The following is a 15237-nucleotide window of genomic DNA, read 5'->3' as shown; positions in this document are numbered from 1 at the left end:
ATAAAGTATTAACAAATATAAATGAAAGAAAATGAACGCATTGTTTCAAGAAAGATTAACGCAACTTCAACAAAATTATGAAGCTTTAATTACCAGAAAAAACACGCCAGAAGAGGTCGGAAATGGTATTTATAAGAGATACCAATATCCTATTTTGACGGCACAACACACACCAGTATTTTGGAGATATGATCTTAATCCGGAAACTAATCCGTTTTTGATGGAGCGTTTTGGAATCAATGCAACATTCAATTCTGGGGCTATTAAGTTAGACGACAAATATTTGTTAGTAGTAAGGGTAGAGGGATTAGATCGTAAGTCGTTTTTTGCTGTTGCTGAAAGCTCGAATGGTGTTGATAATTTCAAATTTTGGGATTTCCCGATTGTCATGCCTGAAACCGAAAATCCCGATGGTAATGTTTATGATATGCGTGTGGTTCAGCATGAAGATGGCTGGATTTACGGCTTGTTTTGTACTGAACGTAAAGACCCTAATGCTAAAATTGGAGATGAGTCTTCGGCAGTTGCGCAATGTGGTATTGCTCGCACACGTGACCTCAAAACATGGGAGCGTTTACCCGATTTGATTACCCCTTCGCCTCAACAGCGCAATGTGGTACTTCATCCTGAGTTTGTGAATGGCAAATACGCTTTTTATACACGCCCACAAGATGGCTTTATCGAAGCAGGAACAGGAGGAGGTATCGGCTTTGGCTATTCCGATTCTATGGAAAATGCGGTCATTGAAAAAGAATTTATCGTAGATGAAAAGCATTACCATACCGTTTATGAAGTTAAAAATGGACAAGGTCCAGCGCCTATCAAAACTGAAAAAGGATGGCTTCATTTGGCACATGGTGTTCGCAATACTGCTGCTGGATTGCGTTACGTTTTGTACGTATTTTTGACAGATTTAAACGATTTAACCAAAGTTATTAATAAACCAGCGGGTTATTTTATCGCACCAGAAGGCGAAGAAAGAGTAGGAGATGTGTCGAATGTGACTTTTGCGAATGGTTGGATTGCGGATGAAGATGGGAAGGTTTTTATCTATTATGCCTCATCCGATACCCGTATGCACGTGGCTACTTCTACCATTGAGCAATTATTAGACTATGCGCTCAATACGCCAGAAGATGGTTTCCGTTCGGCAACTTCGGTAGAAACCCTAACAAAACTGATTGAATCAAATCAAGCGGTTTTAATTTAGTAAGGAAGATTGGGTTTTCTAGTGGTGAGTAAAATGAAGTTATTAGTTAATAGTATATCAGTTATTGGATTGTATTCATAATCAAGAAGATACAATTGCGGTTTATTACTGATATCTGAGTGATTTAATCATTCTGGCAACTAATATTATAAGACTTTATACCATTAGAAAACCGAATATTGTAACAAAGTAAAGCTAACACTATTGTAAATGCTTGAATTTAAAAAACAGTTATCTCAGGAGTTAGAAAACATTTTGACTTTTTGGGAAAATAATACCATAGATACAAAAAATGGTGGATTTATTGGAAAAATGAACCATCAAGGGCAAATAGACCCCAACGCCATCAAAGGAGGAGTATTGAACGCCAGAATTCTCTGGACTTTCTCAGAAGCCTACCATTTTACCCACGAGCCAAGGTATCTTACTTTGGCTCAACGTGCTTTTGACTATCTGAAAAATAACTTTTGGGATACTCATCATGGAGGAGTTTACTGGGCTATGGATGCTCTTGGAAACCCTTCGAGTACTCGAAAGCAAATCTATGGTCAGGCTTTTGCGATGTATGCTTTTGCAAGTTTTTATAAAGCAACACAACAGCAGGAGTCTCTTAATTTAGCCATTGCGCTTTTTGAAATTATCGAAAAATATAGTTTTGATACTATCAATGGTGGTTATTGGGAGGCTTTTTCACAGGATTGGCAACTTCTGACAGACTTGAGATTAAGTGAAAAAGACCGAAATGACCCCAAAACGATGAATACGCATTTACATATTATTGAGGCGTATTCATCACTATATTTGGTTTGGCGGGATAAACAATTGGCTTCAAAAATTGAACATTTGTTGGAGATTTTCAACAAACATTTTATCAACCCTAGAGGTCATTTGAATTTGTTTTTTGATGCAGAATGGCATATTCAATCATCTGCTATTTCGTTTGGACATGATATCGAAGCTGCTTGGTTATTGCAGGAGTCTGCTGAGATTTTGGGTAACCAAAAATGGATAGATATTTTTCAAGAAAAAGCAATCCTAATGGCGAACATAAGCCTACGTGCCATTCAGTCCGATGGTAGTATGATCCATGAATACGACCCCGTTTCACATCATGCCGATACACATCGTGAATGGTGGGTAAGTGCCGAGGCAATGGTTGGTTTTTACAATGCTTTTCAGTTGACAAGACACGCTCAATTTCTTGATGCCGTAAAAAATACTTGGACTTTCATCCAGAAAAACCTTATTGATACACAGCAAGGTGAATGGGTTTGGGGAAGATATGAAGATGGAAGTTTGATGGAAACTGAGGATAAAGTAGGTTTTTGGAAGTGCCCTTATCACAATGCACGTGCATGCATGGAATTAATCAAGCGGATAACGGCAGTATAACATAAATAAATTCAAAGAATGTGCTAGCTTTATGTTTATCCAAAATATAAGGATGGTGAATCAATTTGTGATTCTTTTTATCCTTGATAAGTGATGTACAATTAACTAATAACATTGCTCCAAACAATCTTACCCGATAAATATTCTATGAAAAAACTATTTCTTTTTTGTCTACTCTTAACATCCCAATGTCTGTTGGCTCAACTCAAAATAGCCAAAGTATTTACTGATCATGTGGTTTTACAACGTCAAAAATCAATTCCTGTTTGGGGATGGGCTAAACCTAATGAGTCCGTCACACTGACTTTTGCAGGACAAAAGCAAACTGCCCAAGCTAATCAAGAAGGTAAATGGATGGTAAAATTTTCGCCCTCAGAAGCAGGAGGTCCTTTTACTTTGGAGGTTCAAGGTAGCGCAGAAAAAATCGCCTTACAAGATGTACTAATTGGTGATGTATGGCTTTGTTCTGGACAATCAAATATGGAGTGGACAGTAAAGCAAGCGGATAATTTTTCTCAAGAAAAAAAGAATGCTAATTTTCCTAAAATACGCCATTTTTTTGTGGAGCATGAAGTTACGACACAACCTCAAAGCGACCTAAAAACTGGTGAGTGGAAAGTATGTAATAGCCAGAATGTTGGTGATTTTACGGCTGTTGGTTATTTCTTTGCACGTGAGGTATTTCAAAAAACAGGTGTTCCAATTGGGCTATTGCATAGCTCTTGGGGCGGTTCTCAGGTAGAAGGCTGGATTAGTAAAGAAGGTATGGAAACTTTCGACGAACTAAAACCTTATGCCCAAAACCTTCCCCAAAATTGGCAAGAGGCAGATTTACGTTTGGAAGAAAGCATTAAGGAAAAATTGTTAGGGAATGCCAAAGCACCTATATCACTTGCCGATGAACAGCAATATCTAAAAGCTGGCTATGATTTTTCGAAATGGCATACAGGCAATGCTATTGGTCAATGGGATTGGCAAGGTATCTGGGCTTGGCGTGGGAATGGATTTATCGCTAAAACGGTAGAGATTCCATCAGAGATGATAGGAGAGGTAACCACTTTAGGTTTGGCTGAAAGTTTTTCTGAAAATCAGGTTTATATCAATGGAAAGCTTGTTTTTTCTGGTATTTTGAAAGGGATTCGTAAAATCGTAGTTCCTGCCAATACTTGGAAAGTGGGTAGCAATAGTCTCATGATTAAAATGAATAAAACCATTGAGCCTTCGTGGTATGGTGTAGGCATGATGGGCAATGCCGATGATTTGTATGTGAGTTCAGAAAAACAGAAAATTGCGATAGGTGGCAATAACTGGAAATTGATGCCATCTTTTGCAGAGGAGCATTCATTTGCTCATTCAAGCAATAATATCGGAACCTATATCTACAATGGTATGATAGCACCAGTGTTACCTTTTGCGATTAAAGGGGCTTTGTGGTATCAGGGTGAAACTAATGCGGGTCGTTCGTATCAGTATCGTAAGTCATTTCCACTATTAATCAACGATTGGCGTAGACTTTGGAATGATGAATTCCCTTTCTATTTTGTTCAGTTGTCGAGCTATGGACCTTACCAAAATAGTAATCAAGGAAGTGGATGGGCAGAGTTGCGAGAAGCACAAACGATGACTTTGAGCCTGCCCAAAACAGGTATGGCTGTAACTACCGATGTAGGTAACCCCAAAGATATTCACCCAACCAATAAACAGGATGTTGGTAAAAGATTAGCCGCTGAAGCATTGAAAAATACCTATGGATTAAATATCGTTTCGGCTGGACCAATGTATTCTTCTGTCAGTTTTGACAAAGGGAAAGCAACAATTTCCTTCAAAAATGTTGGTAGTGGTTTAATGCTGAAAGATAAATTTGGATACTTGAAAGGTTTTGAAATAGCAGGTGAAGATAAAGTGTTTTACTATGCCAAAGCTGAAATTCAAGGAGATAAAGTGATTGTTTACCATCCAAAAGGCTTGAAACCTGCCTCTGTTCGTTATGCTTGGGCGGATGCACCCGAGGACGCGAATCTGTTCAATCAAGAGGGTTTCCCAGCTTGCCCATTCCGTACAGACCAATGGAAAGGTGTGACTGAAGGAGTGAAATTCAAATAAAAATCTGTTGTAGAGACGTTGGGAGCAACGTCTCTATTTTTTCCTAAAATTTTATGAGAAAACTATTCATTTTCGGACTGGTCATTTTACTAGCCCTTACCGAAGGTTTTGCCCAAACTATTGCCAATTTTGAGGTTGGCGGGCAAATTCCTAGTTTTTATTATGGAAAAGATGCCAAAGTCGTAGATAATCCTGACAAGCAAATGAATACGACTAATAAGGTAGGTTACTATAAAAAGGAGGCAGGCAATTGGAAGTTTGTCAGTTTTACTTTTGGTAAAAAAATCAATACGCAAACAAAAGATGTCTTAAGTCTATGGGTAAGAAGTTCGACTAAAGGACGTGTCTATCTCAAATTGTGGAATGGAAATACCGTGCTGACTGAAAATTGGGTCAACGAATATGCCTTTATGCCGAATCCTAATACTTGGACACAAGGGAAATATGATTTGTCGAAGGTGCCAAATCAAGATTTTGACAGAATAGAATTAGCCTTATCGGTTGATAATGAAGCCGAAGCGGAGGCGTATTTTGACGAATTAAAGCTTTATAATAGTGCATCTCCCAACGATGAGCCAGTAATCATTTTATCGAAAGTAAACTCGAAAGTACAAGTCGGACAGAGCATAATATTGGATGCTTCTAAATCATTCGATGCAAATGGATTACCCTTAACTTTTGACTGGAGCTTTTCGGATGGAAGTCAGCTAAGTGGAAAACAAGTATCAAAAACCTTTAATAAATCAGGTAACTACCAAGTGCAATTGACGGTGATAAATACACTTGGCTTGACGGCTAAACAAACCCTACAAATTTATACTATAGACCCTACGCAGGCTTTGAGTGAACCTCGTTGGTTGAATACTGTTTTTGAAACAAATCAAAAAATAGAAGCAGAGTTTGTTTCGCTCAAAGATTACACAAATCCCTATAATCCTGATGAGGTAACAGTCGACGCGGTAGTTACTCGCCCAGATGGGAGCAAACAAACCGTTCCTTGTTTTTATTGGATAAAAGGCTATTATCAAAATTCGCAATGGCGGATAGATTCTACCCAGCAGGCTTGGCGATGGCGTTATGCTTCTAATCAACTTGGACAGCACCAAGTGGTATTTACTATAAAAGATGCTCAGGGACAAAAGAGCTCTTCGTCCTATTCTTTTACGGTGAAATCATCTTCTCAAAAAGGGATTATTCAAAGAGATAGCGACTCACGACAGCATTATCGTCATCAGACAGGTGAACCTTATTTTCCTTTAGGTATTAATGTAGCTTGGGATTCACAAACTAATTATTTTACCATATTTGAAAACCTAGCCAACGCAGGAGCCAACTTTGCTCGATACTGGCAGGTTCCCTTCAACCGTCAGGCACTTGAATGGAAAAACGATGGGTACACGGGTGGTTTGGGCAAATACAGCCAACAAGCTGCTGCCATGCAAGACTCAATTTTGAGCCATGCCGAAAAACGGGATATTCGATTGCAATTGACACTTTTACAACATGGAATGTTTTCAGAAAATGTCAACTCAAATTGGAGCGATAATCCATACAATGTTGCACTAGGAGGTCCATTGAGTAAAGCGGAGGAGTTTTTTTATAACCCTAACGCTAAGCAACAAATCAAAAAAATGCTTCGCTACAATATTGCTCGTTGGGGGTATTCGTCCAATGTATATGCTTGGGAATTGTTCAATGAGGTACAATTTACAGGAAATCATCCCAATCAGTCTGCCGCTTGGAAAACGGGTGTATTGACTTGGCATGACGAAATGAGCCAATATATTAAATCAATAGACCCATTTAATCATGTAGTAACCACCAGTGCTGATGATCAGCAATGTTTGGCAATGGATAAATTTGTGGGACTCGACAATGTGCAATATCATTTGTATAACACCAATCTGTTAGCAGTTCAAAATCAGCAAGATAAGCACTTTAAAGAAACCCTAACAAAAACTGGAATTATCAATGGAGAATATGGACTTGATGTAAATACTGCCGATGTGCCTTTTGATACCCAAAGAATTGCCATTTGGACAGGCATATTGTCAAGAGTTCCACATTTGATGTGGTTGTGGGATAATTACAAATCCGCTGATTGGGCAAACTTATTTGCTATTCCTGCCAAGTTTTTACAAGGAAAAGATGTAGTAAAAGAGAAGAATCTCAAAGATTGGAATCCAGTCATCAGTACCAATAATTCGAGTTTGGCTACTTTAGGGTTAACTTCTGATAAAGGAGTATATTTGATGGTTTATGATAACCAAAATAAGGAAAATATTTCAGGTGAAAAGATAGATTTGACCACCTTGTCAGCAGGTATTTATGACCTTAAATTCTGGAATGTGTTGACTGGAGAAACAACTACTCAAAGCAATTTTAACAGTGTTTTAAGCGGAGGTTTATTGACCTTACCAACTTTTTCGAAAGCCATCGTAATAGAATTTGTTTTTAAAGAAAAGGTCACAATTACAGGTTTAGAAGGTGAAAAACAAGGTTTTATCAAAGCTTATCCAAACCCTTTTCAACAAGAAATTAACATTGATATAATGTCAGCAGTAGGAGGAGAGGCTCAATTGATTTTTTGTAGTAGCGAAGGAAAAGAATTGGTACAAAAAAGCATAAGTATCAAAGCCAATCAAGAGCAAAAAATGGCTTGGGATATGAGTAATCAAAAGCTTAATACGGGCACATATATTCTGAAACTTCAAATTGGGCAACAGCAATGGAGTCAAAAACTATTGAAGATAACCAATTTCTGAGATATTTAATTTTAACAAAAAAGAGCCGTTGCATGCAACGGCTCGCTGAAAAAGATAGTTGTAATTCGTGTGATCGAAGATAATAAATAGTCGTCTACCAGTTTTTCAATAACTCTTCTGCTTCTAGTTTTCCAAAAATATCTTCTTTGCTTTCTGTAATTTCAACTAAGATATTTTTAGCCTTTCCTTTCTGACCCATCTGCAATAAAGTAATAGCCTCATAGAATTTTCCTTTATTGACTAACAGCTCGTTATTCTTAGCAATCTGTTCAAAAATACTCAATGCACTTGGGTATTGCTTGAGTTGTAAATGACATAGTCCCTGATATTCAAGCGCTTGAGGATTGCTGTTGATTTGTTTAAACAATTCAAGTGCTTTTTCATAAGCTCCTTCATTATAGCAATTTACTCCCTGCGAAAGCATATCGTTTTGATTAGACATCGAGGTGGGTAAAGTGCTCAAGTTTTCCTTTACATAAAGCTGGGCAAATTCTTCGGAGGTAGGTGCCTGATTGATGAAGAAAATACCTGCAATAATCATAACAACGGCTGCGGCGGCAACACTGACGAACTTGATAATTTGACCTCTTTGCTTTTGTTTAATCGTAAAATACAAAGCTTTAAGGCGTTCTTTTTGTTCTAAATCAGATAGGTGTCGCATTTGTAAGTAAAAAGCCACATCCTTGGCAAAAGAAGGATCACTCTGGATTCGTTGGTTTGCGAGAGCATTTTCTTCTGCAGAGAGTCGGTTTTTACAAAAATCTTCAATGTATGCTAAATGATTGCTCATACTTGGGGGGAATTGTGTACTAAATCTTTAAGTTTTGACAAACATCTTTGGCGAGATGATTTTACTACATCGGTGCTATTATAGTCCAAGGTATCCATGATTTCGTCATCTGTAAATCCTTCGTTCCAGAGCTTTAATAGATTTTGGCATTTTTGTCCTATCAAGGCCAACTTCTGATAAATTAATTGAATTTCGGACTGCTGGATTAACTTCTGAAGAATCGTTTGATTATCGGGGATAATTGCCGAAAAATCACTTAAATCCATGGCTTGATGCACAGATGCTTTATTAGTCGTGGTTTTTCGGAAATAGTCAACACATTTATTTGAAAAAATTTGAAAAATAAATGTTTTTAATTCTGAACGTTGCTCAAATCTGTTCTCTTTGACCTGTTTGATAATCGCCAAAATGGTATCAGAGTACACACTGATAGCCTCATCTTGGGTTAGATGGTGTTTTTTTATACCTATATCAACAAGATAAATATATCGCTCGTAAAGGATGTTTTCGTACCGACGATTCTGAGAGGGATTATTTTGTAATCCTATTACAAGGTCTTGGTCGGATAACTTCTTAAATGAGAAAGAAATCATAGCTTTTTAGGGTAATGCACAATAACTGTAGGGTTAGTGTTTTGAACTTCGAAAGTTAATTAAATTTCAGTGTTTGCTCTAAGGATTTTTATAAGATTATGTGAACGGTATAATACCTCTTAAAAAGAATGTATTTGTGATTAGTAAGAAGTTGTAATTTGTTTTGTTTTAAAAACTTTTTTCAGAATATTATATATTGATTATCAGACTGTTCGGAATATTTTTCTAGAAAAATATATTTTTTTTTACATCTCATGTTTACCTCTTTCCATATCTCACGACTAATGTCTATGAAAACCAACACAAACACAAATAATCAGTAAGAATTATCCCCGTTCCATAAAACTTTATAAGCTTATGAATACAGATACCTCGACACACTCAAAACTATATATTGATAGAAAAAAGGTTGCCATTAATTATTCAGACATTATGTATCTTGAAGGAGATGAAAACTATACAATTATCTATCTCTCAAATGGCAAAAAGGTATTGTGCGCACGCACTTTAAAAGATATTACGAATCATATTCAGTCGGTGGAGTTCTGTCGAATTCACCGTTCATATTGCATCAATCTCAACCATATCCGTAACTATAAACGTTCTGACCAAGAAGTAGAAATGACCAATGGACACCGTTTTGGAGTGGCAAGACGCAAAAAATCTTTATTCGAAAAACAAGTTTCTGATTTCTTGAACTTGGACGATAGTCATTGAAAATACAACAATTAAATTAGTGGTTAGGTAATCGTGTACATCCCTCAGTTGATAACTGGGGGGTGTCTATTTAAGTAAGGATCTCGATTTGTGAAATATGGGTTTATGCTCGTTAGTCATACCTGTCATTTTAGCAGAAAATATAGCTCATAGCTATAAATATATTAGGTAAGTATTTGAATATCAGAAAATAAATTGTTATTTAATTATTTGGACAGTTCTAATTATAAATACGTTTTCACAATTAATTTTTACTCTACTATACATGAAATCTCATACCATTAAATCAACAATCGTATTGCTGTTAGCTTGGATAAGCTTCCAAGCAACTGGACAAAGTTGCTGTCCGAGTTATATTCAAAACTATGTCGAAACCACGACTTTTCCTTATGATGGTTTTGGAGCGGATAATGTTCAATCTTTTTTGATTCCTTCGGGCGACAGAATTCCACCTAATATGGGAGCAGCAGCCGAAGCAAACGCCAAAAGATTTTATAGTATTCTTAATCAGTCGTATGTATATGTAAAACCAGATCCCAAAAACTCAGTACAAATTGTTCAGAAAAATACTTTCTTGATTCCTAAATCACCTAATTCACAATTCTTCATGAAGTTTCAACAGGTTAAGACTTGGGGCTTCGATAGTAGATACAATACTTTTGTAGAGTTTAGTGCAGACAGAGGTCAAACTTGGACAACGAAGTTCATGGATTTGAGCTTGATGTTTATGGGCGAAGAAATTTGTATCGAATACCATATCAATTATAAAAGTATATTAGCGGCGTTTCAAAAAATTGACCCAAAAATGACCATGGATAAGCTTTTGACAACACCACTTAATTATCGATATAATTATGTGCCTAAAACTGCCATAGAAAAGAAAACTTTTCTCAAAACACACCCTCGTTTTATAAAACGTACTGCTGGTGCGTCTGTTAAGAATATGAATTTCCTTCACCTACTAATTGACGAAGAAGACGGCACTGGTATCACCGGTGGGAGCACAGGGTCAGGTTCGCTGGCACCACCTCCTCGTTAGTCTCAAATTTGTGGTAACTAAACTTTAATGTGTAATTTGAGTATTTGGTTATACTGACATTTTTGTCGGTATAACCTTTTTTGTTTATGGCTGTCGTATATCTCTCTAATCTTTGTTATCTTTCGAGATAACTCATTGAGTTATCAATTGAAAAAGGAGTATATGAGCAAAATAGTACATTATTTAATAGCTTTTGTCAGTTTTCTTTTGCCTTACTTTACCTTTTCTGCAAAAACACATTTGATTCAAGAAGTTCAGTCCTTTGAACAAGATTTGAAAATAAAAACGCTTAAAAATGTTGAACAAGAGTTTTTATTTTTTAAAAAATCAGAAAAATATTTTGAACAATTAGAAAAGCAGAAAAAGTTTGAGGAGGCTTATAAGTTATGTGTAATTCGTGCGAAGCGTTGGGATAAGCTAGGTTCTTTGCCAGACAAAGATTGGGCTTATGTTTGGTATATTCATGCGTTTTATCAATGGTATTATCTTCATGATATTCAGGCTACTCGTCGCCTAATTTATCAAAAAAATAAAGTCAGAGATTTTCAATTTGTTGATAAGAGTTGGACTTTATACTCACGTATATTAGTAGAAGATGGCTCCTATCAGGAGGCCATCGAATGGTGCACAAAAGGTATTGATAAAGTCAATCAGAAAACCGATACAGAAGTGTATTTGGGACTCCTGACTAATTTGATGAATGCTAAAGTAAAGCTCAATGCCCCCATCGATGAAATCACTGAGGTAGGAGAGAAGCTACGCAAGGCAAGTATCAATCACACTGATAAAATGTTTTATTTCTATGTGTTTACAAATCTTGGCGAGTACTATTATCGAAATCAAAACTTTACAAAAGCAAGAGAATATTATTCGCAGGGCGTTGCTGTGCGTCTCAAATATCATTTAGAAAACCTAGAAGCAGATAATATGCTTGCTTCGTGTTTTCAAAAACAAGGTAATTACCAAGTATCAACTAGTCTTTACAACCAGCTTATTGTATCTATCGAGCGCTCTCCTTTGTTAGCCTACGAAAAAAGTAAATACTACCTGCATCAGGCTGATAATTTTAGACAACAAAAAGAGCTTGAAAAGGCTGAGGTTCATGTTCAAAAAGCAGCAAAAGCACTAGGGTATCAATCGGTAGTTAATACCTATGGTGGCAAAAAATCTGAACTTTTGTACTGGTTTGACTATCGTATTAGGCTGTCTTCGGAGTATGGAAATCTTAAAAAAATACAATATTTTCAATTGCAAGCTGATAGCTTGATTGACTTAATGCGTAAAGAGCATACAGAGATTAGCTCTAAATTATTTTGGCGAAAGAATACCCATCATTTCTACGAAAAAGCTATCGAAGTGAGTTTTAAATTAAAAGATTTAGAAAAGGCTTTTTATTTTATCGAAAAAAGCCGGGCTATTCTTTTACTCGATGCCTTGAAAGACCTAGAGGCCAACGGTCAGCTACCTTATGATGTGAAAGTAAAGAAACAAAAGATTCAATTTGAGATAGAGTCAATGAAGGAACAATTGTCCAAATTGAATACTAAAAGCCGACTTTACCAGCAAATAAACTTAAAGTTGCTCACCTCTAAAGACCAATTAAATAACCTAATTGATTCAACAGAGAAAGCAAATCCTGCCTATCAGAAACTAAAGTATAACCATCATTATATTTCGCTCGACGAACTCCAAGAAAAGCTCAAAGATAACGACCAATCGTTTCTAGAATATTTTGTTGGAAACGAAGCAGTTTATGCTATTTCGGTGACATCCACTCATGTTAGATTAAAAAAGATTGCGCTCAAATCATATCTGGATGCTGTAAATATATATCAAAAACAATTATTGACGTGTAAAACAACTGCCACAAAGAAGGAGTTTAATCACCTCAAAAAAATCTCTTATGCTCTCTATAAGCATATATTTGAGCCCTTTCAATTACCCAAGGGACGAGTAATTGTATCACACGATAATTATTTTGTCTCTATGGCATCGCTATTGCCCGACTGGCGGGTTTCGGAGTTTTTGATTCAAGATTATAGTTTTAGTTATGCGTATTCGGCAAATGTTTTTTTCAAAAACACCAATCGAGTAAATATTGGTCGAACCAAATTGTTGGGAGTTGCTCCTGTCAATTTTGATGAAAAATTAGGTGTTGCAAAACTATATAACTCTGATCATACGCTCGAAAACATTGAAAAAAACTATTTTACGGGTACTCTATTGACCTATCATAAAGCGTCAAAAGCAAATTTTAAGAAAGATGTAGCTGACTACGATATTATTCAGCTATTTACGCATGGCAAAGCAGATTCGACGGAGTCATCGATTTATTTTCAAGATTCTGTTTTTAATCTAAATGATTTACAGCGTTTGCCACAATTACAGGCCAATTTGGTTGTATTATCTGCCTGTCAAACCAATATCGGGAAAAACGCCACAGGAGAGGGGATTATGAGTTTTGCCAGAGGTTTTGCCAATCTGGATGTGCCTAGTACTGTCTCTACTTTGTGGAGTGTAGATAATAATGCTACGTATCAAATCACGGAATTATTCTATAAATATCTATCTGATGGTTATGAAAAAGATATTGCTTTACAAAAAGCTCAAATAGCTTATTTGAGAAAGCCTTTGAATCCTAATTTGCCATTTTATTGGAGTGGTATTATTCTAATTGGAGATTCGGGAAAGGTTGTATTATTTTCAAAATTTTGGCAGTATTCGATTATAGGAATAGGCTGTTTGCTCTTTGGAGTATTGGGTATTTTGGCATATAAAAAACTATTTTAGATTTTGGATTGCGAACCATGTATAGCCGCAATCCAAAATTTTAAAAGACTACATGATTGTTTTCGGCTGAAAAACTTTGATTACACCATCGTTTTCACTACTAACAACTAGTAAACTCTTTTTGGTTGGGCTATCTTTAGCAGGAATAAACATAACACCTTCTGGCGCATCACCAGTTTTTAGTAATTGTAAGAAAACAGGCGCTTTGGGATTAGTGATGTCATAAACTGCCACTGCATCCGAACGTTCCATACCTACAAATACTACTTTTTTGTTACCAACCATTCCTGTTGCAATTCCTTCAGGTTCAACACCTTTGTCGTCACTTCTTGCATCATCATAAAGACCAGCAGTAGCACATTGCGTATCTAATTCTTTCTTGCTATCAAAAATCAATGACCCGTCGTTGCCATTCCAAACGCTGAATGAACGAGCACCTAATGAATATAGTTCATCGTAATCGCCGTCGCCATCGGTGTCGCCCAATGTTGATGTAATATTTAAACGACCCAGCACAGCGTCTGTTTTAAGTGTAGTCGCATTTGGGAAAACGGTCGCGTCTAACTTTGCTTTACCAATACGAAGTGTTTCAACAAATGTGTCATATTCTCTTGCATCGCCTTCGTTTGCTGTAAATAAGTACGGTACTCCGCCTGCCTCATAAACAGCAATAGCATCGGGTTGATACATTCCTTTTACAGGCCATTTCCCAAAAGCAATAGTATTGTCTTTATCGCTTGGGTCAATTTCATTTCCATCTATATTGTAGCTTTTGAAACCTAAAGGGAATACATTGGTGATGGTTTTTGAGGCAAGACTAATTTTGGCAATCGCATTATTTTCTTGCAAGGTTACCCATGCAGCCTTAGAGTCGCCCGAAACGGTAATGTATTCTGGTTCGACATCCTTAGCTAAGCTTGCATTAGGGCCAAATACTCTAAATCCTTTTGCTTTCAATGCAGTAAGTTGCCCTTCGTATCCTGCAAAATCAAGAGTTGTGACAGCATAGTTTTCGTCTATCGAAATAATAGAGATACTGCCTACTGGATCATTGTTATAGCTTGCATTAGGTTCACCTTCGTTAGCTGACAAAATGAATTTGCCGTCAGGAGAGAAAGTAACCATATCTGGTAGAGCACCTACTGTAATCACTTTAACTTCTTTATAATCAGTTGTGTTAAATACTACAACTTTGCCTGGCGCTTGCTTGTCTGTAGACTCAATAGCTGCTGCCAATTTACCATTGCTCACGCTTACGCTATTGACATAGCCACCATAAGGTGTTACAAGAATTGAGGAAATAACTTTGATGTTGCTAGGATCAGCAAAGTCCAAAACATCAATTTTATTCACTGAACTATTGTTAACTACAAACAAACGCTTTGTTTGTGGGTCATAGGCTGAGATTTCAGCTGCACCCGTTTCTCCAATGTCAATAGAACCAACTTCGGCAAAAGTTGCAGCATCTTCATTTACAAAAAAATCATTTTCGGTGGTGGTACAACTCGCAAAGGTTGTGGCGATAAGAATAGAAGTAAAAATTTTTTTCATGTTGAATAATTTAATTGTATGCACTTTTAAAAAACTTGAGTGCAAAATTATTATCGCAGTTTTAGGAGAATTGTACTTAAGGATTAAGGCTATATTAGGATTGTGTGTTTATTGTTAAGTAAATATTAGGAAATGATTGGGTGATTTTGCGAAGAGAAAAGAAGGCTTGATTAGGGTGTTTTTTAATTTTCTTAAAATCAGGATGTTATGTTTTGAGTGGATGCAGATATATAATTAATGTTTACAAACAAAAAATCGGATTGGAGAGAAACCTAAGCTTCTCTCCA

The 15237-nt window shown here is 36.6% G+C and carries 10 protein-coding genes; 7 read left to right on the top strand and 3 right to left on the bottom strand.

Features of this window, described 5'->3' with window-relative positions:
- Window positions 1-31: 31 nt before the first annotated feature.
- The 4 genes from QM491_RS01260 to QM491_RS01245 all read left to right on the top strand — a co-directional run bounded on the left by QM491_RS01260 (window position 32) and on the right by QM491_RS01245 (window position 7470).
- On the top strand, window positions 32-1210 hold the full coding sequence (locus tag QM491_RS01260) for a glycoside hydrolase family 130 protein (protein ID WP_283325441.1): 1179 nt from the start codon (window positions 32-34) through the stop codon (window positions 1208-1210).
- A 210-nt stretch (window positions 1211-1420) separates the two neighbouring features.
- Window positions 1421-2602, top strand: a complete 1182-nt coding sequence (locus QM491_RS01255) for an AGE family epimerase/isomerase (protein WP_283325440.1) — start codon at window positions 1421-1423, stop codon at window positions 2600-2602.
- Window positions 2603-2749: 147 nt separating this feature from the next.
- On the top strand, window positions 2750-4705 hold the full coding sequence (locus QM491_RS01250) for a sialate O-acetylesterase (RefSeq protein WP_283325439.1): 1956 nt from the start codon (window positions 2750-2752) through the stop codon (window positions 4703-4705).
- Between the two features lie 53 nt (window positions 4706-4758).
- Window positions 4759-7470, top strand: coding sequence for a PKD domain-containing protein (locus tag QM491_RS01245; RefSeq protein WP_283325438.1), 2712 nt, complete (start codon window positions 4759-4761; stop codon window positions 7468-7470).
- 94 nt (window positions 7471-7564) lie between these two features.
- Here the strand turns inward: QM491_RS01245 and QM491_RS01240 are convergent, their stop codons facing one another.
- Both QM491_RS01240 and QM491_RS01235 read right to left on the bottom strand, forming a co-directional pair.
- Window positions 7565-8260, bottom strand: a complete 696-nt coding sequence (locus QM491_RS01240; protein ID WP_283325437.1) for a tetratricopeptide repeat protein — start codon at window positions 8258-8260, stop codon at window positions 7565-7567.
- Window positions 8257-8853 (bottom strand): RNA polymerase sigma factor, encoded by a 597-nt coding sequence (locus QM491_RS01235; protein WP_283325436.1) that lies wholly within the window; start codon window positions 8851-8853, stop codon window positions 8257-8259. Before QM491_RS01235 ends, QM491_RS01240 begins: the two co-directional genes overlap by 4 nt.
- 357 nt (window positions 8854-9210) lie before the next feature.
- Between QM491_RS01235 and QM491_RS01230 the strand changes: the two genes are divergently transcribed.
- The 3 genes from QM491_RS01230 (at window position 9211) to QM491_RS01220 (ending at window position 13399) form a co-directional block, all read left to right on the top strand.
- Window positions 9211-9570 carry a LytR/AlgR family response regulator transcription factor gene (locus QM491_RS01230; protein WP_283325435.1) on the top strand — a complete coding sequence of 120 codons (360 nt, stop codon included), beginning with the start codon at window positions 9211-9213 and terminating at the stop codon, window positions 9568-9570.
- A 265-nt stretch (window positions 9571-9835) separates the two neighbouring features.
- A complete protein-coding gene (locus tag QM491_RS01225; protein WP_283325434.1) occupies window positions 9836-10609 on the top strand; it encodes a hypothetical protein in 774 nt (257 codons plus the stop codon).
- 162 nt (window positions 10610-10771) lie between these two features.
- The gene (locus QM491_RS01220) at window positions 10772-13399 is read left to right on the top strand and encodes a CHAT domain-containing protein (RefSeq protein ID WP_283325433.1); all 2628 of its coding nucleotides are present in this window, start codon (window positions 10772-10774) and stop codon (window positions 13397-13399) included.
- 48 nt (window positions 13400-13447) lie between these two features.
- Here QM491_RS01220 and QM491_RS01215 read toward each other — a convergent pair whose 3' ends face one another.
- Window positions 13448-14950: a choice-of-anchor I family protein gene (locus tag QM491_RS01215; RefSeq protein ID WP_283325432.1), complete on the bottom strand. Its 1503-nt coding sequence runs from the start codon at window positions 14948-14950 to the stop codon at window positions 13448-13450.
- Window positions 14951-15237: the final 287 nt, after the last annotated feature.

The organism is Flectobacillus longus (genome assembly GCF_030056705.1).
Taxonomy (GTDB): Bacteria; Bacteroidota; Bacteroidia; order Cytophagales; family Spirosomataceae; genus Flectobacillus; species Flectobacillus longus.
The sequence above is the reverse complement of the archived record's forward strand: the minus strand, read 5'-3'. Positions and strand labels throughout refer to the sequence as shown.